Source organism: Curtobacterium uvaldense (assembly GCF_028307415.1).
Taxonomy (GTDB): domain Bacteria; phylum Actinomycetota; class Actinomycetes; order Actinomycetales; family Microbacteriaceae; genus Curtobacterium.
In genome coordinates, this window is the sequence record NZ_JAQMHU010000026.1 from 17,301 (window position 1) to 38,748 (window position 21,448).

Consider the following 21,448-nt stretch of genomic DNA (forward strand, 5'->3'; position numbering starts at 1 on the left):
GGGGGTCGGGGCTCGGGGTCGGGGCTCGCGTCCCGGGGGTCGGGGCTCGGGTCTCAGCAGCCGAAGGTCGGTGCTCGAACGCCGAGTGGGCAGGACACGCGGGCTGTGGGCCGCCGGGCGGGGTCTGCCGAGTGCCGAGTGGGCACGACACGCAGCTGGTGCGACGCCGAGTGGGTCAGGGACGTCGTCGAACGGCGCGAGCGTGACAGATCTGGCCCGGTCGAGGGCACCGGACGACGCACCGACGACTCTCCGGCGGAGCCGGACGAGCGGGAGGGCGAGGAACGGCTAGGACGCGCGGTTCGCCCGGCGGGCGGCGAGCTCGTCGGCGGGGTCCGCAGCAGGGGTGGCGTCGAGCTCGACCAGGGAGCTCTCGACCTCGCGCAGGACCTTGCCGACCGCGATGCCGAACACGCCCTGGCCGCGGGACACCAGGTCGATGACCTCGTCGTCCGAGGTGCACAGGTAGACCGACGCCCCGTCGGACATCAGCGTCGTCTGGGCGAGGTCGGACACGCCGGACTCGCGGAGCTGGTTCACGGCGGTGCGGATCTGCTGCAGCGAGATCCCGGTGTCGAGGAGTCGCTTGACGAGCTTGAGCACCAGGATGTCCCGGAAGCCGTAGAGCCGCTGCGACCCCGACCCGGCAGCGCCGCGGATGGTCGGCTGCACGAGCTCGGTGCGGGCCCAGTAGTCGAGCTGTCGGTACGAGATGCCGGCTGCGCGTGCGGCGACGGTGCCGCGGTAGCCGTTCTGCTCGTCGTGCTCGGGGAGGCCGTCGGTGAAGAGCAGGCCGAGGTCGTACCGAGTCATCTCGGACTCGGTACCGGGGGTGTCAGTCCCACTCATGTGCATGCCTTCCACGACGTTCGAGCTCCCACCAGAAGGTTCAACGACGGGTTGAGAGTTGTTCCGAGGTCCACGGTAGCGACTCGGACACGGTCTGCCCGGCACATCCGCACCGGCGCGTCCGGCGTGTCGAGGATACGCCCCGACCACCGACGGTCGACAGGGCGCAGCCCCGGTCCGGACGCCGACCGGTCGCCGGTCATGCGTCGAGTCGGCCGATCGCCGTGCGGATCAGGTTCGACCGGACGACCTCGAGCTGCCCGGCGATCTCGCGCGCGAGCTCCGTCGCCTTGGCCCGCGAGGTGGCGTCGCCCCGGCGGGACACCGGCATGAGGGCCGACTCGATCAGGCCGACCTCGCGCTCGACGACACCGCGCATGGTGCGCAGGTGCCGCGGCTCGATGCCGGTGCGCTGCAGTTCGACGAGGGCCTTGAGCACCGCCACAGCGTCGTCGCCGTAGGTGTCGGCCGCGGGCAGCAGCGACGCCGAGACCGCGTCGGTCAGCAGCATCGGCGAGGCACCTGCAGCGCGGACGGTCTCGTCCCGCGTGTACCGACGCTCGCGGCCGAGGATCGACGGTCTCGGGGCGTCACCGCCGCCGGGCAGGACGGGCTCGCGCCCCGCGTCGAGATCGGCGAGGTAGTCCTTGATGACCTTGAGCGGCAGGTAGTGGTCACGCTGCAGACCGAGCACGATCCGGAGCCGCTCGACGTCGGCCGCCGAGAACTTCCGGTACCCGCTGGCGGTGCGGATCGGCGTGACGAGCTCGCGTTCCTCGAGGAAGCGGAGCTTCGAGCTCGACAGGTCGGGGAAGTCGGGCTTCAACCGGGCGATGACCTGCCCGATGGTGAGCAGGTCCGGTACCGCAGCACCGGCCCGGGCTGCGGCGGACCGCGCAGCCACTACGCGGTCGCCAGGCGCGCCAGGTCGACCCGGGATGCGTAGAACGTGAGGCGGAACTTGCCGACCTGCACCTCGGCGCCGTCGGTCAGGAGTGCCTCGTCGATGCGTACGCCGTCGAAGTAGGTGCCGTTCAGCGACCCGTTGTCCTTGACGCTGAAGGCCGTGCCGTGGCGCAGGAACTGCGCGTGCTTCCGCGACACCGTCACGTCGTCGAGGAAGATGTCGGCAGCGGGGTGCCGACCGGCCGTCGTGACGTCGGAGTCGAGGAGGAACCGCGCGCCGACGTTCGGACCACGCCGGACCACCAGCAACGCCGAACCCGAGGGCAGGGCGTTGATCGCCTCGCGCTCCTCGGTCGAGACACCGGACTCGGCCGTCAGGGCCGCTCCCATGTCCATGCTGAAGGTCAGGGTCGTGTCGACCAGCCGCTGTTCCGGAGTCTTCTGACCACCCGGCTGCGGGACCACTGGCTCTGGCATCGTGGACCTCCTCCTCTTGGCGCACCAGCGTATCGGAAACGGGTGACCTCGCGGGAGCCCCGAACGGGGCTGGGGAGAACTCAGGAGCACGCGCACAGCGAACACACCGCCGTGACCCAGCCGACGGACGGGAGGCACGGGGCGGACCCGCACCGTGCCTCCAGGCCGGACCGGATCACGAGGTGCGTCGTCACGGAGCCGGCGTCGCCGTCGCGGTGGCGGTCGGCGCCGGCTCGCCCGAGGCGAGCCCGTCGAGGATCCGACGCACCTCGGCATCCTTCAGACGGACCCAGGGCGACCCGTCCGGGTCGCTCGTGGACGCCTCGGGGCTGTCGCCGGTGTTCCACCACTTCGACTGGTACGGGATGCCGTGGAACAGGACGCGGGCGCCCGTGTCGTACTGCTTCGTCCCCGACCACGCGGCGTAGGTCCCGTCGGGCAGCGTCAGCGGTTCCACGGGCTTCTCCCCCGGCAGGACCGGGCCGATGATCTGCCACGGCGTCTCGTACGCGCTGAGCACCGGATCGTCCGGCAGGTCGCCCGACGTCCACCACTTCGCCTCGTAGACGTTGCGGTGCCACACCACCTTCGTGCCCTCGAGGTAGGACGCGTCCTGGTCCCAGACCGGGTAGGGACTGGTCTTCGGGTCGTCGGTGGGCTGCTCGGTGGCGGAGGGCTCGGCCTCCGTGACGTCGGAGGCCGCCGCGACGATCCCGCCGCCGAACCCCTTGCCGAGCACGTCGGCGAAGAGCAGTCCGTCCTGGTCGACGCCGGAGCACGAGTTCGAGACGGTCGACAGGTTCACGTAGTTCGACCCACACGTGGTGTCACGGTTGAGCGACCACATCGACATGCGCCCCAGCCCGCGGTCGCGCGCCCAGGCGTTGAGCTTCCGGGCATCGCTGAGCGAGAACACCTCGTCACGGACGTCGTTCTGCCCGATCATGGGCGTCGCCCCGACCTTGTGCCAGAGGGTGCCGTCACCGAGGGGCGTGCCCGCGCGCTGGTACAGGACACCGAGCTGTCGCTGGACCTCCTGCAGCGCCTGCACCGACGCCGAGTACATGCTCTGGCTCGACCCCTTGGCCTCGCCGTAGTCCATCGTCATCGCGTTCACCCCGGCGAGGTCCACGCCGGCGGCGAGGAACTGCGCGACCGCGGTGGTCCCGTCGGACGTCAGCCCCGAGGGCGCGGCCGGCAGGGTGAGCCACACCGCGAGCGGGTGACCGGCGGCCCGGCGCTCGTCCTGGAGCGCCGCCACCGCCTTCGCACGCCGCTCCCCCGCAGCGCGGTTCGTGAGGTCGTCGCCCTCGACGTCGAAGTCGACGGTCGACAGGTCGTAGCGCTGCACGACCTGCCGGTAGGCACCCAGCAGGTCGGACGCCTTCGTGCAGGTGGTGGCGAGCTCGTCGTTCGCCAGGCCGCCGAACGACACCCCGACCTCGCCGTGCTGCTGCTGCAGACGGGCGACACGGCGGTCGAGGTCGAGCTGGTCCGCCGCACCCTGCAGCGAGTAGTACGAGCCCCAGGTCGGCGAGCAGGCGTCGTCGTGGTCGGCGACGACGAAGGACAGCATGACGTTGCGTCCCTTGGCCGACTTGACGTCCTCGAACGCGAAGACCGGGGTCGCGGTGACGTCGGTGTAGGCGGCGAACCACGCTGGTTGCCGTTCGGTCGCCTGCGCCGAGTGCCAGCGGTCGAAGCCGGCGTACCCGGCGACGGCGACGGCGGCGGCGACCACGACCGCGATGGTGACCCGGACCGGGGAGAGTCGTCTCGTCGTCGACATCAGGCTGCGCTCCGTTCCTGGCGCGGGCCGGTCGCGTCGGCCTGGGCGGACGCGGTGGCACGTGCGCCCGCCGCCCCGACGACGTCGGCGTCGTGCCGGACGGGCAGGTTGCCGCCGCCGTGTCCGAAGTACAGGACCGCGTGCCAGTCCTCGAGGACGGGCTCCGGGACCGGGCGGACGCCGCCGCGACGACGTCCGCGCCGACGGTCGGCACGGGCGGCCGCACGAGCGGTACGACGAGCGGCACGACGGGCTGCGCGCGCCGACGGGTCGTAGTACATCCAGCGCGTGGCCCACAGCCAGACGTCGACCACGGAGTTCCACACGCCGATGTAGGCGACGATCGCGTAGGTGGCGAGGAGCGCGTTGAAGGCGGCGAAGACCGCGTTCCCCCAGTTCTGCGCGCCGTAGTCGCGGACGAAGGTGAAGACCGAGAAGGCGACGATCGCGTAGGGCGCGAGGACGTAGAGCGCCGGCGAGGCCGTGCGGTCCCGCACCTTGGGCGTCCGCGCGAACGGGATCTTCTTCGCCGTGAGGGCCTGCTGGATGCTCTTGAGCACGCCCGCGACGTTCACCGGCGTGAGGATGAGGTTGAAGCCGTAGATGCGGAAGACGTCCGTGCGCTTGTAGCCGCAGTACCGCAGGTCGCTCGACAGCAGCCAGAAGTAGGGCAGCGCCGCGAGCAGCACCATCGGGCTGAGCAGCCGCGAGTCGTACGGGTACGCGAGCAGGAAGACGAGCCCGAACGACGCCCAGGTGATCGACGCCATGTAGTTGACGCGCAGCGCCATCTCGACGAGACCGACCCGCTCGCCTCGTGCCCGGCGCTCACGGACCTGGCGGACGTACTTCGGCAGGATGAGGAGGCCGCCGTTCGCCCAGCGGCGGCGCTGGACGACGAGCGACCCGAAGTCCGGCGGCGTGGCACTGTACGAGAGCCGCTCCGGGTAGTTGACGAGCGTCCAGCCGTGCATGCCGAGGTCGACGCTCGACTCGGTGTCCTCGATCACGGTGCGGTCCTGGACGTAGCGCTTCACCTCGAAGCCGCCGACGGTCTCGACCTCCTCGATGTCACGGAGCGCCTGGGTGCGGATGACGGCGTTCGCCCCGACCCAGAACGTCGCGTCGTACCGGGACATCCCCTGGTGGAGGATGTGCTGGATGTCGGTGGTGGCCCCCGCGAGCCGCTCGATGCGCGTGGCAGCGCCGCGGAAGGACGAGTACGGGGTCTGCGTCACGGCGACCCGGGCGTTCTCCGGCTGCTCGAGGAAGTAGACCAGGCGCAGGCAGTAGTCGCGGAGCAGGACGGAGTCGGCATCGAGCGTCAGGAGGTAGTCCGACGCCGGGACCACGAGGTCGGCCGCGCCGGCGTCGTCCACGGTGCGCAGGACGGTCCCGGACGCGGTCTCGTCGAACGCGTACGCCCCGCCCATGAGTCCGATGTAGGCGTTGAGGTTCATCGCCTTGTTGGCCTCGTCGGAGAGGTTCACGTACCGCTTCCGCTCGAACGTGGTCAGCTCCGCGGTGAAGGTCCAGGCGAGACGGCGCTGCAGCTCGAGCGCCCGCGCCGAGGTCACCTCGCTGAAGTCCTGACCGAGGGCGACGGCGTCGGCGATGGCCGCTTCGAGGGCCTCGGCGGTCAGCCGGAACTCGTCGGCGAGCCCGACGAGCACCTGGTCGTGGAAGAACCGGTCGACGTGGTCGGCGACCTCGTGTTCCCGGGCGTTCCGGCGGAGCCACGCGTCGGCCCAGCGGTGGTGCTCGACGAGGGTCCGGAGCGCGTGCGTGCTGGCGAACGGTGCAGCGTCCGCCTCGACCTCGGCCGAGAAGAGCGCTTCCTGGAACCGGCGCGAGGGGACCTCGAGCTGCGCCTGGATGCGGTCCGCGACCGCGCGCGTGCGCTCCAGCTTGTCGAGCGTCGCCGGGTCGGTCGGGAACGGCGCGTCGTCGACGAGCAGGACGACGCGCAGGGACGGGTACTCCTGGAGCGCTGCCGACCAGAGCGTGGTCGCGACGACGTCCGGCTCCTCGGCGTAGCTCGGGACGAGGACGGTCATCGGCGCCTCGTGGCCGGAGGCGAAGTGTCGGTCGAGCTCGGCGCGCGGGACCCGCACGTGGCTCGCGAACCGCTCCATCGCACCCTGGCGGGCCACCAGGTGCATGAGCGCGGAGAAGGTCAGGAAGGTGACGACGACGAGGTACGAGATCGCCTCGGTGGTGAAGCGGAAGCTCTCGGTGCCGTAGTCGAGGAACTGGCGGATCACGGTGTAGACGACGTACGCCAGCCAGAAGGCGACGGTCAGGATGATCGCCACGCGACCGGAGACGAGCTTCCGGTCGGAGGGGCGTGCGTGCAGGGTGTCGAGCGGACGGGTCCGGCGCTCGGCACCCCACTGACGACGGCGCGTCGGTGCGCCGGCAGACGGATCGGGCATGGCAGTCCTTCGTTCCTTCCGGACCAGCACTCCGTCGGGTCGGGCGCTGTCGGGGGTCCGGTCGGTCGGGACGACGGTACGAGAGATCCCGCAGGCCGCCGACACCCGAACGGGGGGTCCGGGCGGTTGTGTGCGGCATCACGCAGCGCGGTGCGGCATCGCGGGACCGCGCGCGGTTTCCCGCACGGGGGGCACGCCCGCCGCTTCGGCCGGCACCGCCCCGCGTCACCAGCGCAACCAGCGCCGCCAGGGCCGCCAGGGCCGCCAGGGCCGCCAGGGCCGCCAGCGCCGCCAGCGCCGCCAGCGCGACCATGCGACGGACGGGAGGCGCGGTGCCGGCCCGCACCGCGCCTCCCGTCCGTCCGTGCATGCGTGCGTCGATCGCCGACACCCGTTCCGTGCGCCCGTTCCTTCCCAGAACGGGTGGGATGCCTTGCGGGAACGGGCGTACCTGGTGGACCAGGACGATCAGGTACGCCCGGAACGACCAGGTACGCCCGGAACGACCAGGCACGCCCGGCAGGGCCGGGTACGCCCGGAACGACCAGGTACGCCCGGAACGACCAGGCACGCCCGGCAGGGCCGGGTACCGCGCCTACCGCCCGCGTGCGAGGAGCCAGAGCAGGTACGGCGCCCCGACCACGCCCGTGACCACACCGACCGGCAGGGCGTTGCCGGGGATCGCGAACTGCGCCAGCAGGTCGCTCGCGAGCGTGACGACCGCGCCGACGGCCGCGACGACGCCGAGCGCGACCCGCCCGTTGCCGACGAGGCGGCGTCCGATCGGTGCCGCCATCAGCGCGACGAAGGCGACCGGGCCCGCCGTCGCGACCGCTCCCGCGGTGAGGCCGACGGCGGTGAGGAGCAGGAGCGACTTCGCGCGGTCGGGCCGGAGTCCGAGGGCGGCGGCCACCTCGTCCCCGAGCGCGAGGACCGTCAGCCGGCGGGACTGCGCGAGCGCGGCGGCCAGGAGCAGGACGACGGCGACCGCGAGGATGCCGACGAGGGTGCGGTCCACCGCGTTCAGGCTGCCCGAGAGCCAGAGGAGCGCGGTGCCCGCCTGCTGGACGGTGCCCGCGGTCAGCATCCAGCCGGTGATGCTGAGGCAGATCGCCGCCACCCCGATGCCGACCAGGACGACGCGGTTGCCGGTGATCCCTCGACGCCAGGAGAGCGCGGCGATGACGACCGACACGAGCAGGGCGCCGACGACGACGGACCCGAAGAGCACACCGCCGCTCGCCCCGAAGAGCACGATCGCGGTCAGCCCCGAGGCACTCGCGCCCGAGGTGATGCCGATGACGTCGGGGCTCGCGATCGGGTTGCGGACGACGCTCTGCACGATGCCGCCGGCGGCACCGAGGGCGGCACCGACCAGCACGGCACCGGCGACCCGGGGGCCGCGGAGCTGCCCGACGACGAAGTCCGAGACGGTGTCACCGTGTCCGACCAGGGCGCCGGCGACCTGCAGCGGCGAGAGCGGGATCTCCCCCACCCCGAGCCCGACGAGCACGAGGGCGACCAGGAGCACGACCACCGCGCCGAGGACGGCGAGCTCGCGACGGACCGCGGTCACAGGCCGGTCACCACCCGCGACCGGACGAGCCAGATGAACACCGGGGCACCGATGAGCGCGGTCACGATGCCGACCTGCAGCTCCCCGGGGTACGCGACGACCCGCCCGATCACGTCGGCGACGAGCAGGAGGGCGGGTGCGACGAGGGCGGACAGGAGGATCGTCCAGCGCTGGTCGGGCCCGCTCAGTCGGCGGACGGCGTGCGGGACGGCGAGGCCGACGAACGCGATCGGTCCGGCGGCTGCCACCGCGGACCCCGCGAGCAGGACCGTCACGACACCGCCGACGATGCGGACGAGCACGACCCGCTGCCCGAGCGACGCGGCGAGCTCGTCCCCGAGCGCGAGGGTGTTCAGGGAGCGCCCCAGGCCGGCGGCCACGACGAGTCCGACGAGCACGGGGACGGCCACGACGCCGGCGGTGCCGAGGTCCTTGCCGGCGAGCGCCCCGACCTGCCAGAAGCGCAGCTGGTCGAGCAGGCTCTGGCTCGACACGAGGACCGCCGTGGTGACCGACGACAGGGCGGCGGCGACGACCGCTCCGGCGAGCGCGAGGCCCACCGGCGACAGGCCCCGCCGGGCGACGGCCGCGATGCCGTAGACGAGCAGCGCCGCGAGCCCGGCCCCGACGAAGGCGAAGGGCAGGTACGCGGCGGTCCCGCTGATGCCGAACACCGCGATCCCGACGACCACGGCGAGGGCTGCTCCGGCGTTGATGCCGAGGATGCTCGGGTCGGCCAGCGGGTTCCGGGTCACGCCCTGCATCACGGCACCGGCCACCCCGAGCGCGGCGCCGGCGAGCAGCCCCACGACGGTACGCGGGACGCGGTTGCCGAGCACGATGAGTCCCACCTCGTCGTCCCGGTGCGGGTGCAGGACGACGTCGAGGACGGTGCCGAGCGGGATCGGGCGCGAGCCGAACGCCACGGAGAGCGCGACGGCCACCACCAGGGCGGCGACGGCGAGCAGCGCTGCCCCGACGAGACGGGACCGCGAGGCGGGTGCCGGGCGGGGCCGGACTGCAGGGGTGACGGGTGAGGACGCGCGCATGGGAGGTGCGGCAAGCCTAATCCCGCCCCTCGTTCGGCGGCCCCCGAGGAAGCCCGGAGCCGGCACAGGGTCCGTTCATAGGGTCGTCATGGGTTCGGCTCCTGTACTGGTCTCCGTCGACGCCCGACCGGGTCGTCGAGGAACGAACCGCCACCCCTCGGGTGGTCGAGGGACGACCGGAGAGCACCCATGAACGAGAACCCCGCCGACGACCAGCGCGCGACCGACCGTCCCGGCTGGGAGGCCCCGCACGCCGACCGCGACGCCCTCCGCCCGGCGTACGCCTTCGACGGCAGCGGCCCGTGGCTGTACGGCACCGACGGCTCGGGGCCGTACGCCTACACCCCGGACGGTCGCGGCCCGTACCTGCTCGGCAGCGCGGCCCTCGGCGGTCCCACGGACCCGCGTCCCGGTACCGCGAGCACGAGCACGGCGGCAGCAGGCGCGACGGCCGGCAGCACCCCCTGGGGCTGGACCTCGGGCGCGGCGGCAGCGAACCACCCCGGCGCGAAGCGCCCCCGGCGGCTCGGACTCGTCATCGGCTCGGGCGTCGCGGCGCTGGCGATCATCGGCGCGGCCGGTGGGACGGCGCTCGGCCTGTCCTCGCAGGGCACCACGACCACGTCGAGCCAGTCGCAGGGCACCACGACGCTGCCGGGCGGTGGCTCCGGCACGAGCGGCGGGACGAACGGCTTCACCGTGCCCGGGTACGGGAACGGCTCGGGCAGCGACGGCAGCAGCGGCAGCGGCAGCGGTACCGGCACGGGCACGGGCACGCAGACCGCCGCGACCCCGGCGACCGCGGCCCAGACGAAGGGCGTCGTGACGATCGACACCGTGATGAACTACGACACCTCGTCGCAGGCCGCGGGCACCGGCATGGTCCTCACCGCGGACGGCTTCGTCCTGACGAACAACCACGTGGTGCAGGGCGCCACGAGCATCGCGGTCACCGACGAGACGACCGGCAAGCAGTACCGGGCCGAGGTCGTCGGCACCGATGCCACGCACGACGTGGCCGTGCTCAAGCTGCAGGACGCGTCCGGCCTGTCCACGGTGACGCTCGACGACGACGGCGAACCGTCGACGGGGGACGCGGTGACCGACGTCGGCAACGCGGAGGGCACGGGCAACCTCGTCGCCGCCGCGGGCACGGTCACCGCCCTCGACCAGGACATCCAGGTGCAGAGCGAGTCCGGCACGGGCACGGAGTCGTTGCAGGGCCTGATCGAGGTCGCCGCGCAGATCGTCCCGGGCGACTCCGGCGGTCCGGTCCTGGACAGCGAGGGCGAGGTGGTCGGCATGGCCACCGCGGCGTCGTCGGGCTCCGCCGAGGTCACCGGGTACGCGATCCCGATCACGACCGCGAAGGCCATCGCGGACAAGATCCTCGCCGGGGAGTCCTCGGACACCGTCACCATCGGCCTGCCGGCGTTCCTCGGCGTCGAGGTCGGCTCGACCGCGGCGACGCAGACCACCGCGGGTGTGCCGGTCGCCGGGACCGTCGACGGTTCGGGCGCCGCAGCAGCGGGACTGGTCGCCGGCGACACCATCACGAGCCTCGACGGCACGGCGGTCACGAGCAACGACGCACTGACGTCCGCGATCCGCTCGCACGCCGTCGGTGACCGTGTGCAGGTCGGCTACACCGATGCCTCGGGCACGGCGCACACCGTGACGGTGACCCTGACCGCAGGCCCCGCCGCCTAGCGAGGGCGCCGCGCCAGCGCCAGCGGCAGCAGCAGCAGCAGCGGCAGCAGCGGCAGCAGCGGCAGCAGCGGCAGCAGCAGCCTCAGCCGAGCAGCGCGCGCACCACGGACCGGTACACGTTCGCCGGGGAGTCGGACCGGAAGGCCGTCTCCCCGGCCTCCGTGCGTCCGACCCGGGCGAACCCGACGCCCTCGGCGTGCACGACGACGACGGGGGCCGGTCGACCCGGGCGACGGATCGACGAGACCGTCCACGGCGCGGCCCAGAAGCGCGCGAGCCGCGGGTCGGCCTCGGCGACGGCCACCGGCAGGTCCGGCGCGGTGTCGGCCGCACCCGTCCTGCGGGCCAGCAGGTCCGCGTGGAGCGACCCCGTGCGGAAGGGGAAGGTCCACGACGGGCGGATGCCGAGCCTCCCGGCCGCCAGCGCGACCACGCGCTCGACCGGCAGCCGGGCCACGGTGCCGCCCGTCTCGTCAGTCCCGTCCACGACGGTCTCCGACCAGGCCTGGAGGCGCGTGGTCCGCCCGTCGGGCAGGCGCTGTTCGAGGGTGACCGGCCGGGTGTCGTCGGCCCACGGCGCGAGGAGCTCCTGGGTGGTCTCGGGGAGCGTCCCGAGGCGGCCGACGAGCCCCGTCTGCACGAGCTCGCGACCGGCGGGCGAGCGCAGGAGCATCGGGTCCCACCGGCGTCCTGCCAGGCTGCGCAGGGTCGTGAGCGCGTCGGGACCGAGGTGCGTCCCGTCGAGCTGCGGGACCGGCGCCGCGACCGGCAGGGCCTCGAGCTCGCGCTGCGGGCGGGAGGGTGCCGGCTCGGTGGCACGGACCGACTCGAGCACGGTCGAGACCAGGTCGTCGGTCGCGAGCATCCGGGTGAGCGGTCGCTCGACGGTCAGGTCGACCCGGTGCCGACCGGTCACGAAGAGCAGGTGGGCGCCCGCGACGTCGCCGTCCTCGTCGGGGCGCACGTACTCGACCAGGCGTGCCGGGGCGCCCGCGGTCGTCCACGGGTCGCAGCCGATGAGCCGCAGGCCCTCGACCGACCCGGGCAGGCGTTCGAGCAGGCTGGTGTGCTCCTCGGCGACGGTGCGCTCCGAGGGGCGGGACCGGACGGTCAGGACGACGTCGTCACCGGTCAGCCGGAGGTCGGCCTGCGGGGAGTCCTCGCGGTGCCAGCGGTCGGGGCGGCGGAGCGTCAGGCGGGAGGTTCGGTCCTCGGTACCGAGCGGGACGGGGACGGCCATGGGTCGAGGCTACGTGGCGACGGCTGCGGGGACGGCGACGGCTCGCCGGTGCGCCGCGCGGGCGGAGCCTGCTCGCCGACGGACGGGGTGGTGGAGCTGCGTTGCCGGGCCGCGTCGCGGGCTGCGTTGCCGGGCTGCGTCGCGCGGCTGCGTCCCCTGGCCCTTCAGGGGCGGCGCGTCCGCGGTGTCGGCGGCGGGGGCACGTGCTTCGCCGCGACCACGTCGGCGAGCGGGACGTCGACGGGCCCCCGTCGCGTCTCGATCGTGACCGTGTCGACGGTCCGTGCGGACAGGGTGCCGAGGGCGTCGCGAGCGCCGTCCCCCACCCGTGCCCGCACGACGAGCCGGTCGCCGGGGGACGCCGCACGCAGCACGCCGAGCGCCAGCGCCCGGGCGAGGGCGTCCTGCTCGCTCGGAGCCCGGCCGTCCGGGTCCTGCTGCCGCGGTTCCTGCACCCGTCGAGCGTACGGCCCGGTCGCACGGCTCGGGTGTCGGCCCGCTCGGCTCCCCGGCGCGGGCTGCTCGCAGGGCTGCGCCGCCTAGGGTGGTGGGATGGAGAAGGCGCGCGTCGACAGCTGGATCTGGGCGGTGCGGATCACGAAGACCCGGTCCGCCGCGACCAGTGCGTGCAAGGCCGGCCACGTCCGGGTGAACGGGGAGCGTGCGAAGCCGTCGCAGCCGATCGCCCCCGGGGACGAGGTGCGGGTCCGTCAGCACGGGTTCGACCGCGTCGTCGTCGTGACGGGCATCATCCTCAAGCGGACGAGCGCGACCGAGGCGGCGAAGCACTTCGAGGACCGGACCCCGCCCCGGCTCCCCCGCGAGGAGGCCGGGTTCGTCCCGACGCGGGACCGAGGCGCCGGTCGTCCGAGCAAGCGGGAGCGCCGCGACCTCGAGAAGCTCCGCGGCCACTGACGCGACCGGGCGTCGCGCCGCCGTCAGACGAAGCGGACGGTCTGCTGCAGGCGGTCGCGGACGTCGAACACGTCGACCGAGCCCTCCGGGGAGAACACCCCGTTCAGGACCTGACCGAGCGCACTGCGACGGACCACGAGCGCGGTGGGCTTGCGCGCCGACCCGACGACCTGGACGTCCTCGTCGACGGCGGAGTCCGGCACGACCATCAGCCGTCCGGTGAACTTCACGCGGGTCTGCTTCTGTACCGCTCGGGCCGCCCGCACGAGCTCCTTGACCGGACGCTCGCCCGGCGCCAGGGTCTCGCCGGCGATGTCACCGTGCTCGATGCGCACGGGAGCGCCCCAGTCGATCGACTCGACGGCCCAGAGTCCGCTCGGGGTCAGCACGGCGTGGTCGAGCTTGCCCTCGGCACCGGCGTCGAGGTCGTGCCACACGGTCACGCCGATGCCCATCTCCGCGATGATCGACGCCGTCGCCTCCTCCGCGAGGGCCTCGGCGAGCAGTCGGCGGATGTGCCGCGGCGCGGAGCGGACCAGCGCCGGGTCGTACGGGTCCTCGACGGGGTCGCCGAGGCCGACCCACTCGCGTTCGGCCTGCAGGAAGACCTCGCGGGAACGACCACCCGGGTGCCCGTACGAGCGCGCCCGCGGCCGGGAGTCGCGCCGAGCCGTCGGGGGCGCGAACCCCTCGCCGTCGTGCGACCAGACCGAGGACCCGGACGGACCGGACGCTGCGCTGGGGGTCGACGTGCGGGAGCCAGCGTCGTACGCCCGGCGGGCAGCCGGGGTCCCGATGCGCTCCCACGCGATCTGCACCTGGCGGAAGCGCCGGGCGTCTCCACCGAGGTCGGGGTGGGTCTCGCGGGCGGCACGACGGTACGCACGGCGGAGCGCGTCGTCGTCGGCGGTCGCGGGGACGCCGAGGACCTCGTACGGGGTGGCGTCGGCCGGGCTGTCGGTCATGGCCCTGCGACACTACCCGCTGGAGCATCGGAGTCCGCCGCGTGCGGGCTGGGAGCTGCCGGGAGGCCCGGTGCACGTCCGACGCGCGCGTCGCGCCCCGAGACGCCGGCGTCTGCGCGGGACGCCGCGGTCCGACGCGCGTCCCACACCGGCGAGACGACGGCGTCGGTGCGAGACGCCGTCCGCCGGTCGAGACGCCGCGGGATCCGGCGGCGTCTCGACGGCTCCGCGGCGTCCGGCACCGACGCCGGCGTCTCGACGGCTCTGCGGCGTCCGGCACCGACGCCGGCGTCTCACGTGCACGGCGGTGTCCCGCACCGACGCCGGTGCCCCGCGCAGCTCGTCCGCGCGGACGTCAGTCGGCGGTGACGGCCGCGCGGATCAGGTCCGCGTGGGACTCGATCCACGCCACGTCGGCCCGGTACAGGTCGGCGTGCCCGTGCTCGAGGTCGCTGAGGAACTTCGGGTTCCCCGCGGCGGCCTCGGTCTCCATCGTCGTGACGAGGGCGACGAGCGAGGCCGTGATCGTCTCGACGAGCACCCCGCGGGAACGGTCGTCGAGCCCGTAGGCGCGGCAGAACTCCGCCGCGCGGTCGAGGCGCTCGTCGAGTCCCGGCGCCGAACTGCCCTCGACGAGACCGGTGGTGAACGGCGCGAAGCGGTAGACCGCGCTCGCGACGTCCCAGACGCGCGGCCCGGGGTGCGCGGTGTCGAAGTCGATGAGCCCGACCGCGGCGATGCCGTCGTACACGCAGTTGTACGGCGCGAAGTCACCGTGCACGATCGTCTCGACCGGCAGCCGTTCGGCCTGCGACCAGACGTCGACCGCGTCGTCCCGCGGGTAGGTCGCCGCGACGTCGTGGTACTGGCGCAGCAGTCGCGCGGACGTGACGAGGGCCGCCTCGCTCGCGATCTCGGTGCTCCAGGGGTAGTTGCCCGCCGTGCCCGGCACGAAGCTCACCGTCTCGAGGGCGTCCCCGACGGCGATCGGTTCGGGTGCCGCGACGAAGCCCTGCTCGTGCAGGTGCGCGAGCAGCCGGTGCACCGTCGGTGTCCAGGGCCCCGCAGGGCGGTGCACACGGTCGTCGGCTCTGGTGACACGCTCCATCGTGACCTCCTGATCGGTACGTCTCCGTTGACGTGAGGGTCAGCGTAGCGACGCCGGGTGGGCGATGTCTCGATCCGGTCACGACGGCCGCGTGACGATCTCGCTCCACAACGTGTGCAAGCTTGCATGCAAGGCGTAGGATCGGCTGCCGTGAGCGACACCAGCACCGAGGTCTCCGCCGCAGGACGGGCGTACGAGCACGTCAAGCGGGCGATCATCCGCGGCGACCTGCCGGGCGGCACGGCGATCAGCGAGAACGTGCTCTGCCGGGAGATCGGCGTCTCGCGGACACCCGTGCACGAGGCGTTCCTGCGCCTGGCGGCCGAGGACCTCATCCTGCTCGGCGCCCGCCGGGGCGCCGTCGTGCGCCCGATGTCCCCGAACGAGGCGGCGGACGTGCTCGAGGTGCGTGAGGCGATCGAGTCGACCGCGGCGACCCGCGTCGTCACCGACGGCCGCGTGCCGGAACTGGCACCGCTCCTCCAGGCCGAGCTGGCGGAGCAGGAGGCGGCGGTGGCCGCCGGGGACGTCGACCGCTTCGTCGAGCGGGACGCGGCGTTCCACGGCGCCGTCGTCGCGGCGTCGCGGAACGCGATCGCCGTCCGCTTCGCGCGGACGCTCGGCGACCGGCAGCAGCGGCTGCGGCACCAGCTGATGCGCGTGCGACCGGAGCAGTTGCAGGCGTCGCTCGACGAGCACCGGGCGCTCGCCGCGGCCCTCGACGACGGGGACGCCGAGCGGTACGCGGCGGTCCTCCGAGCGCACGTCGCGTCCCACCGGGGCGCGCTGTGAGCGGCGCGACCGGGAGCATCCCGACCACCGGCTCCGTGCCGGTGCCGGCCAGCCGGGTGGCCCCGTGGGCGATGGTCTGGGGCGCGGTCTTCGTGTGCTCGTGGGGCGGCAACCAGTTCTCGCCGCTGCTGCTCATGTACGAGGAGCGGGCGCACTACTCGTCCGTGCTCGTCAACGTCTTCCTCGGGGTCTACGTCCTCGGGCTCGCACCCGCGCTGCTCGTCGCCGGGTCGCTCTCGGACCGGCACGGGCGGAAGCCGCTCATGCTCGTCGGCATCGCCGCGGCCGTCGTCGGCAGCGGACTCCTGGCACTCGGGCCGTTCGGACCCGGCTTCCTCGCGGCCGGCCGGCTGTTCTCCGGCATCACGGTCGGCATCGCGATGGCGGTCGGCAACAGCTGGGTGAAGGAGCTCTCGCAGGGCCGCCACGACCCCTCGGCCGATGCCGGCTCCGGGGCTTGGCGCGCGTCGCTGGCCTTCACGCTTGGGTCCGGGATCGGTGCCCTCGTCGCCGGTGGGATCGCGCAGTGGGGGCCGGTGCCCGAGGTCCTGCCGTTCCTCGTGCACATCTGCGTCGCGGCACCGTTCGCCCTCGTCGTGTGGCGGGCGCCGGAGACCGCGGTGAACGGTGGCCTCGCCGGTCCGTGGTGGCGGCAGCTCGCGATCCCGAGTGCCGGGCACCGACGGTTCACGCGGGTGGTCGTCGTCGCGGCACCGTGGATCTTCGGGTCCGCTGCGATCGGCTACGGGTACCTGCCGACCCGGCTCGCGGGAGCGACCGGTCCGTGGGGCCTGGTGTTCGCGACCGCCGCGACCGTCGTCGCCCTCGGGGTCTCGAGCGCGGTGCAGCCGCTCGCCAAGCGCGTGCACTCGGTGTCCTCGGCGCGCGGGCTCGTCACCGCCGTCGCCGTGATGACCGTCGGGATCGGGGTCGTGCTCCTGGCGGTGGAGCTGCAGTCGGTGTCGGTCGGGCTCGCGGCGAACGTGGTGATCGGCGTCGGGATGGGGACCGCGCTCGTGTCCTCGTTGCTCGAGGTCCAGCGGATCGCCGGGTCGCGCGACCTCGCCGGCCTGACGGGAGCGTTCTACGCGGTGGCGTACAGCGGGTTCCTGGCGCCGGCGGTCATCGCGGCGATCGCGGGCGGTGCCGGGGTCCCGGTGTCGGTGATCCTGGCCGTCGTGGTCGGGCTCGGGGTGGTGTCGTGGGTGGCGCTGCTGGTGTCGTCGAAGCGGTACGTGCCGGAGGGCTGACGCCGCACCGGACCGGCGCTGCGGTGGACCGGCGCTGCGGTGGGCCGACGCAGCAGCGGACCGATGCAGCGGCGGCGGACTACTGCTCGCGGAACCAGCCGGGGCCGCGGACCTCGGCGCCCAGGGCCTCGACCCGGGTACGGAGCTCCCGGTCCGCCGTGACGACGACGACCGGTGCGTGTCCGTCGCCGAGCGCCGACCGGGAGGCCTCGACGATCGCGTCGTCGCCGGAGCCCTCGGCGCGGACGACCCCGACCGAGTCGGCCGCACCGCCGAGGTCGCCGGCACCGACGGCACCCGCCGCCGTGCCCGCAGCACCGGCACCCGCGCCGGCCGCCCGTGCCTCGCCCTCGAGCACCACCGTCCACCGCGGCCACCAGCGGGCGAAGGGCAACCCGAGCTCCCCCGCGCCCACGCCCCGTCCGGCGAGCGCCGCCACGGACGACAGCAGCCGCTCCGCCGCGCCCGCACGGTCCTTCCACCAGCCGTCCGGGACGCTGCCGACGACGTTCGCCGCGTCCACCACCACGTGCGGCACCGTCTCGATCGCGCCGCGCAGGGCCGGCCACGAGGCACCGAAGCCCGGGTGCAGGGGCAGCGCGTCGACCTCGGCGACGGGGACCCACGACAGCGCGAGGCTCTCGCGGTCCGCGATCACCGGCTCGAACGGGCGGCGGGCGCGACCGACGACGGTCGTGTAGGTCCAGAAGCCCAGGTCGAGCACGGCGGCGTGCCGCAGGTCGATGCCGTCCTCGGGCACCCCGGCCTCCTCCGCGGACTCCCGGAGCGCGGCGGTGACGGCGTCCTCGTCCTGGTGGCGTGCACCACCGGGGATCCCCCACGTGCCGCCGTGGTGGCTCCACTCCACGCGGTGCTGCAGGAGCACCCGTCCGGCACCGTCGTCGACGAGCAGGCCGGCCGCGCCGAAGCGTCCCCAGGCCTTGGTGCCGTCCGGTCCGACGGCCCACGCGTCGCCGGGGTCGCGGGGTCCGGGCGGCGGTCCGGGAGGGGTCACGTCAGGCACCCGTCAACACTGGCACACCGCACCCCCGGAGTGCCCGGAGGAGGTCGTCGGACGTCGTGTACGGTGTCGTCCGAGACACGGGGTGCCGCACCGAGCGGCTGAGATCACACCCGTCGAACCTGCTCGAGCTCGTACTCGCGAAGGGATCGTCCATGCACACTGCTGCGCCCGTACCCGGACCCGCCGGCTCCCCGTCCCCGGACTGGGCCGACCGCACCGCCACGCTGCTCGAGGAGGTGCGCGCCCGCAGCCCCCTGGTGCAGTGCATCACGAACACCGTGGTGCAGAACGTCACGGCGAACGTCCTGCTCGCCCTCGGCGCCTCCGCGGCGATGGTCGACGTCACCACCGAGGCCGGTCCCTTCGCCCGCGTCGCCGACGCCCTGCTCGTCAACACCGGCACCCCGCACCCGGAGCCGCGTGCGGCGTCGGTCGAGGCGGCATCCGCAGCCGTCGACGTCGGCACACCGTGGGTCCTGGACCCCGTCGCGGTCGGCGCGCTGCCGGTCCGCACCGCCCTCGCCCGCGAGCTCCTCGCGCTCCGGCCGACCGTGCTGCGCGGGAACGCGTCGGAGGTCCTCGCCCTGCTCGGCGACGCCGACGGCGGCCGCGGGGTCGACAGCACCGTCGGCACGGACGAGGCGCGGGCGGCAGCGCTCCGGGCATCGGACGGGAGGCTCGTGGGTGCCGTGGCCGTGTCCGGTCCCGTCGACCTGCTGGTCGCGCCGGGCACCGGTGTGGTGCGGGTCGCGAACGGGTCGCCGCTGCTGACCCGCATCACCGGCGGCGGGTGCGCGCTCGGCGCGGTGGTCGCCGCCTTCGCGGCGGTGGTCCCGGACGACCCGGGTGCAGCCGCCGTCGCCGGGACGGTGGTGCACACGGTCGCCGCCGAGCTCGCCGCACGTGACGCCGGCGGCCCGGGGACCTTCCAGCCGCTGTTCCTCGACCGGCTGGCGACGCTGACCCCCGAGGACGTCCTCCGGGTGGCGCGCATCACCACGGAGTCCGCACCACCGACGATCCCGGGGTCCGCTGCAGCGCCGACGGTGGTCCGACCGTGAGCGCCCCGACGGACCTGGGCGTCTACCTGGTCACCGACCCGGTGCTCGTCGACCGGCACGGCAGGGGCGTGCTCGGCGTCGTCCGTGCCGCGGTCGACGCCGGGGTGCGGCTCGTGCAGGTGCGCGACAAGCAGGCACCGGTCCGCGACCTCCTCGCCCTCACCGCCGCGGTGGCCGACGCCGTCGGGGACCGCGCGACCGTCGTGGTGGACGACCGGACGGACGTCGCGCTCGCCGCCCGACGTGCCGGACACCGGGTCGCGGGCGTGCACCTCGGCCAGTCGGACCTGCCCGTCGCGGCCGCCCGCGCGCTCCTCGGGCCGGACGCCCACGTGGGGCTCACCGCGAACGCCCCGGCCCACCTGGCGGCCCTCGCGGAGCTGCCCCGCGGCACCGTCGACCTGCTCGGCGTCGGTGTCGTCCACCCGACCTCGACGAAGCCGGACCACCCGCCGGCGCTCGGCGTGGACGGCGTCGCCCGGATCACCGGTGCGGCGCGCCCGCTCGGGGTCCCGTGCGTCGCGATCGGCGGCGTGACCCTGGACGACGTCGCGCCGCTGCGTGCGGCCGGTGTCGCCGGTGTCGCGGTGGTGTCCGGGATCTGCGCCGCCGCCGACCCGCACGCGGCAGCGGCGGCGTACCTCCGCGCCTGGAGCGGGTCGTGACCGCCGCCGAGCCCGCCGTGGGCTCGACGTCGCCGCCGGTGCCGCCGGTGCCGGTGCCGGGGCGGCCGCACGTGCCGCGGGTCCTCAGCATCGCGGGCACCGACCCGACGGGCGGCGCCGGACTCCACGCGGACCTCAAGGCGATCACGGCGCACGACGGCTACGGCATGGGCGTCGTCACGGCCCTGGTCGCGCAGAACACCCACGGCGTGCGGTCGGTGCACGTCCCCGACGTCGGGTTCCTCCGCGAGCAGCTCGACGCCGTGTCGGACGACGTGGTGGTCGACGCCGTCAAGGTCGGGATGCTCGGCACCGTCGACGTCGTCCGTAGGGTCACGGACTGGCTCCGCGACCACCGCCCGCCCGTGGTCGTCGTGGACCCGGTGATGGTGGCCACGAGCGGCGACCGGCTGCTCGACCGGCAGGCGACCGCCGCGATGGGCGACCTGCTCGCGCTCGCCGACCTCGTGACCCCGAACCGCGCGGAGCTGACCGACCTCGTCGCGCTCGCCGGGGGCACCGCACCGACGCCCCTCGAAGCCGCACGGCTCGTGGCCCGTCGGTGGGACGTCCTGGTGCTCGCGAAGGGCGGGCACGACACGGGGCCGACCGCCGACGACGTGCTCGTCCGGCCCGACGGCTCCGCCCGCACCTTCCGGGGCCCGCGCATCGCGACGACCAACACGCACGGAACGGGGTGCTCCCTGTCGAGCGCGATCGCGACGCTCGCCGCACGGGACGGCGACTGGGAGCTCGCGGTCGGCGGGGCGAAGACGTGGCTCACCGCCGCACTCCGTGGCGCCGACGCGCTCCGGGTCGGGACGGGCAACGGACCGCTCGACCACGGTGCGCTCACCCGTGCCGCGCTCCCCCCGACGACCTGGACGGACCGGTGGTGGGCGGACGTCGCCGAGACCCTCGACCGGACGCTCTCGTGCTCCTTCCTCGAGGGCCTGCGTGACGGCACGCTCGACGGGGACGTGTTCGCCCGGTACCTCGCGCAGGACGTCCACTACCTGCGGGCCTACGAGCAGCACCTGCGACGGCTGGTCGCCACCACGGACGGCGAGCCCGCGGCGTTCTGGGCCTCGGCCGCCGCGGGCTGCGCCGACGAGGCACGCGACCTGCACCACCGCCGCCTGGCGGGCACGCACGCCGACGACCCGGTCCACCCGACGTGCGCCGGGTACCTCGCCCACCTGCAGGCCGCGGCCGACAGCGGGTCGGTCGGGGTGCTCGCCGCCGCCGTGCTGCCGTGCTTCCGGGTCTACGCCTGGGTCGGCACGCAGCTCGGCCGCGCCCCGGAGGGACACCCCTTCGCGGACTGGCTCGGCGCGTACGGCGACCCGGCGTTCGCCGCGGCGAGCGCCGAGGCGACCGCGCGCGTCGAGGCGCTCGCGGCCGCCGCGGACCCGTCCGAGCGGGGGCGGATGGCGCGGGTGCACCGACGGTCGACCGAGTGGGAGCTCGCGTTCTTCCGGATGCCGACGGAACAGGTGGACCCGTCGGCTCGGGTTGACCCCGCGGACGCGGCGGACCCGCCGGAACCGGCGATCCTGGAGGACCCGTCGGCCCCGGCGGACCCGCCGGCGCAGCGCGACTGACCGGACCACGGCCGTCGCACGCGGCACGGGACG

19 protein-coding genes and 1 riboswitch are annotated in these 21,448 nt (G+C 74.3%); of the genes, 7 read left to right on the forward strand and 12 right to left on the reverse strand.

The features are described from left to right. Positions 1-288 precede the first annotated feature (288 nt). From PIJ49_RS13530 to PIJ49_RS13560, 7 genes are all read right to left on the reverse strand, one after another. The gene (locus PIJ49_RS13530; RefSeq protein ID WP_066658032.1) at positions 289-849 is read right to left on the reverse strand and encodes a MerR family transcriptional regulator; all 561 of its coding nucleotides are present in this window, start codon (positions 847-849) and stop codon (positions 289-291) included. Positions 850-1,048: 199 nt separating this feature from the next. Beyond that, a complete protein-coding gene (gene ftsR, locus PIJ49_RS13535; RefSeq protein WP_066653699.1) occupies positions 1,049-1,753 on the reverse strand; it encodes a transcriptional regulator FtsR in 705 nt (234 codons plus the stop codon). After that, the gene (locus PIJ49_RS13540; protein WP_066653698.1) at positions 1,753-2,232 is read right to left on the reverse strand and encodes an FHA domain-containing protein; all 480 of its coding nucleotides are present in this window, start codon (positions 2,230-2,232) and stop codon (positions 1,753-1,755) included. Before PIJ49_RS13540 ends, ftsR begins: the two co-directional genes overlap by 1 nt. A gap of 190 nt (positions 2,233-2,422) precedes the next feature. After that, a complete protein-coding gene (locus PIJ49_RS13545; RefSeq protein ID WP_066653695.1) occupies positions 2,423-4,021 on the reverse strand; it encodes a chitinase in 1,599 nt (532 codons plus the stop codon). Further along, positions 4,021-6,456, reverse strand: coding sequence for a glycosyltransferase family 2 protein (locus tag PIJ49_RS13550; RefSeq protein WP_271826838.1), 2,436 nt, complete (start codon positions 6,454-6,456; stop codon positions 4,021-4,023). Before PIJ49_RS13550 ends, PIJ49_RS13545 begins: the two co-directional genes overlap by 1 nt. Positions 6,457-7,051: 595 nt before the next feature. Continuing rightward, positions 7,052-8,032 carry a FecCD family ABC transporter permease gene (locus PIJ49_RS13555; RefSeq protein ID WP_251154921.1) on the reverse strand — a complete coding sequence of 327 codons (981 nt, stop codon included), beginning with the start codon at positions 8,030-8,032 and terminating at the stop codon, positions 7,052-7,054. Beyond that, positions 8,029-9,081 carry a FecCD family ABC transporter permease gene (locus PIJ49_RS13560; protein ID WP_066653690.1) on the reverse strand — a complete coding sequence of 351 codons (1,053 nt, stop codon included), beginning with the start codon at positions 9,079-9,081 and terminating at the stop codon, positions 8,029-8,031. Before PIJ49_RS13560 ends, PIJ49_RS13555 begins: the two co-directional genes overlap by 4 nt. 189 nt (positions 9,082-9,270) lie before the next feature. Between PIJ49_RS13560 and PIJ49_RS13565 the strand changes: the two genes are divergently transcribed. After that, positions 9,271-10,791: a S1C family serine protease gene (locus tag PIJ49_RS13565; protein WP_271826839.1), complete on the forward strand. Its 1,521-nt coding sequence runs from the start codon at positions 9,271-9,273 to the stop codon at positions 10,789-10,791. Between the two features lie 82 nt (positions 10,792-10,873). On the opposite strand, the gene PIJ49_RS13570 is transcribed toward PIJ49_RS13565, so the two are convergent. Both PIJ49_RS13570 and PIJ49_RS13575 read right to left on the reverse strand, forming a co-directional pair. Then, a complete protein-coding gene (locus tag PIJ49_RS13570) occupies positions 10,874-12,031 on the reverse strand; it encodes a hypothetical protein (RefSeq protein ID WP_271826840.1) in 1,158 nt (385 codons plus the stop codon). Between the two features lie 164 nt (positions 12,032-12,195). Next, a complete protein-coding gene (locus PIJ49_RS13575) occupies positions 12,196-12,486 on the reverse strand; it encodes a hypothetical protein (RefSeq protein WP_271826841.1) in 291 nt (96 codons plus the stop codon). Between the two features lie 97 nt (positions 12,487-12,583). Between PIJ49_RS13575 and PIJ49_RS13580 the strand changes: the two genes are divergently transcribed. After that, entirely contained in the window at positions 12,584-12,946 is a 363-nt protein-coding gene (locus tag PIJ49_RS13580; protein ID WP_271826842.1) for an Hsp15 family ribosome-associated heat shock protein, read from the forward strand. Between the two features lie 23 nt (positions 12,947-12,969). Here PIJ49_RS13580 and PIJ49_RS13585 read toward each other — a convergent pair whose 3' ends face one another. Further along, on the reverse strand, positions 12,970-13,911 hold the full coding sequence (locus tag PIJ49_RS13585) for a J domain-containing protein (RefSeq protein WP_209683119.1): 942 nt from the start codon (positions 13,909-13,911) through the stop codon (positions 12,970-12,972). Between the two features lie 355 nt (positions 13,912-14,266). Beyond that, a complete protein-coding gene (locus PIJ49_RS13590; RefSeq protein ID WP_081984784.1) occupies positions 14,267-15,019 on the reverse strand; it encodes a phosphotransferase enzyme family protein in 753 nt (250 codons plus the stop codon). Between the two features lie 150 nt (positions 15,020-15,169). Between PIJ49_RS13590 and PIJ49_RS13595 the strand changes: the two genes are divergently transcribed. Both PIJ49_RS13595 and PIJ49_RS13600 read left to right on the forward strand, forming a co-directional pair. Next, on the forward strand, positions 15,170-15,811 hold the full coding sequence (locus PIJ49_RS13595) for a GntR family transcriptional regulator (protein ID WP_066653683.1): 642 nt from the start codon (positions 15,170-15,172) through the stop codon (positions 15,809-15,811). Beyond that, entirely contained in the window at positions 15,808-17,061 is a 1,254-nt protein-coding gene (locus PIJ49_RS13600) for an MFS transporter (RefSeq protein WP_271826843.1), read from the forward strand. Before PIJ49_RS13595 ends, PIJ49_RS13600 begins: the two co-directional genes overlap by 4 nt. A 79-nt stretch (positions 17,062-17,140) precedes the next feature. Here PIJ49_RS13600 and PIJ49_RS13605 read toward each other — a convergent pair whose 3' ends face one another. Then, complete coding sequence (locus PIJ49_RS13605; RefSeq protein ID WP_209683127.1) at positions 17,141-18,085, reverse strand: NUDIX domain-containing protein; 945 nt, start codon at positions 18,083-18,085, stop codon at positions 17,141-17,143. Between the two features lie 68 nt (positions 18,086-18,153). Then, positions 18,154-18,249, forward strand: a riboswitch (TPP riboswitch). On the opposite strand from PIJ49_RS13605, the gene thiM reads away from it, so the two are divergent. The 3 genes from thiM (at position 18,238) to thiD (ending at position 21,415) form a co-directional block, all read left to right on the forward strand. Continuing rightward, the gene (gene thiM / locus PIJ49_RS13610) at positions 18,238-19,146 is read left to right on the forward strand and encodes a hydroxyethylthiazole kinase (RefSeq protein ID WP_209683130.1); all 909 of its coding nucleotides are present in this window, start codon (positions 18,238-18,240) and stop codon (positions 19,144-19,146) included. Its footprint overlaps the riboswitch before it by 12 nt. Continuing rightward, positions 19,143-19,811: a thiamine phosphate synthase gene (thiE, locus tag PIJ49_RS13615; protein WP_209683133.1), complete on the forward strand. Its 669-nt coding sequence runs from the start codon at positions 19,143-19,145 to the stop codon at positions 19,809-19,811. Before thiM ends, thiE begins: the two co-directional genes overlap by 4 nt. Next, positions 19,808-21,415: a bifunctional hydroxymethylpyrimidine kinase/phosphomethylpyrimidine kinase gene (gene thiD, locus PIJ49_RS13620; RefSeq protein ID WP_271826844.1), complete on the forward strand. Its 1,608-nt coding sequence runs from the start codon at positions 19,808-19,810 to the stop codon at positions 21,413-21,415. The genes thiE and thiD overlap by 4 nt, the downstream gene beginning before the upstream one ends. The last annotated feature ends 33 nt before the right edge of the window (positions 21,416-21,448 follow it).

Bases quoted from the DNA above. Each gene is read 5' to 3' on its own strand.
- PIJ49_RS13565 (WP_271826839.1), top strand. From the start codon at position 9,271: ATGAACGAGAACCCCGCCGACGACCAGCGCGCGACCGACCGTCCCGGC.
- PIJ49_RS13550 (WP_271826838.1), bottom strand. From the start codon at position 6,456: ATGCCCGATCCGTCTGCCGGCGCACCGACGCGCCGTCGTCAGTGGGGT.
- PIJ49_RS13580 (WP_271826842.1), top strand. From the start codon at position 12,584: ATGGAGAAGGCGCGCGTCGACAGCTGGATCTGGGCGGTGCGGATCACG.
- PIJ49_RS13540 (WP_066653698.1), bottom strand. From the start codon at position 2,232: ATGCCAGAGCCAGTGGTCCCGCAGCCGGGTGGTCAGAAGACTCCGGAA.
- PIJ49_RS13585 (WP_209683119.1), bottom strand. From the start codon at position 13,911: ATGACCGACAGCCCGGCCGACGCCACCCCGTACGAGGTCCTCGGCGTC.
- thiM (WP_209683130.1), top strand. From the start codon at position 18,238: ATGCACACTGCTGCGCCCGTACCCGGACCCGCCGGCTCCCCGTCCCCG.
- PIJ49_RS13560 (WP_066653690.1), bottom strand. From the start codon at position 9,081: ATGCGCGCGTCCTCACCCGTCACCCCTGCAGTCCGGCCCCGCCCGGCA.
- PIJ49_RS13530 (WP_066658032.1), bottom strand. From the start codon at position 849: ATGAGTGGGACTGACACCCCCGGTACCGAGTCCGAGATGACTCGGTAC.
- PIJ49_RS13570 (WP_271826840.1), bottom strand. From the start codon at position 12,031: ATGGCCGTCCCCGTCCCGCTCGGTACCGAGGACCGAACCTCCCGCCTG.
- PIJ49_RS13545 (WP_066653695.1), bottom strand. From the start codon at position 4,021: ATGTCGACGACGAGACGACTCTCCCCGGTCCGGGTCACCATCGCGGTC.
- PIJ49_RS13590 (WP_081984784.1), bottom strand. From the start codon at position 15,019: ATGGAGCGTGTCACCAGAGCCGACGACCGTGTGCACCGCCCTGCGGGG.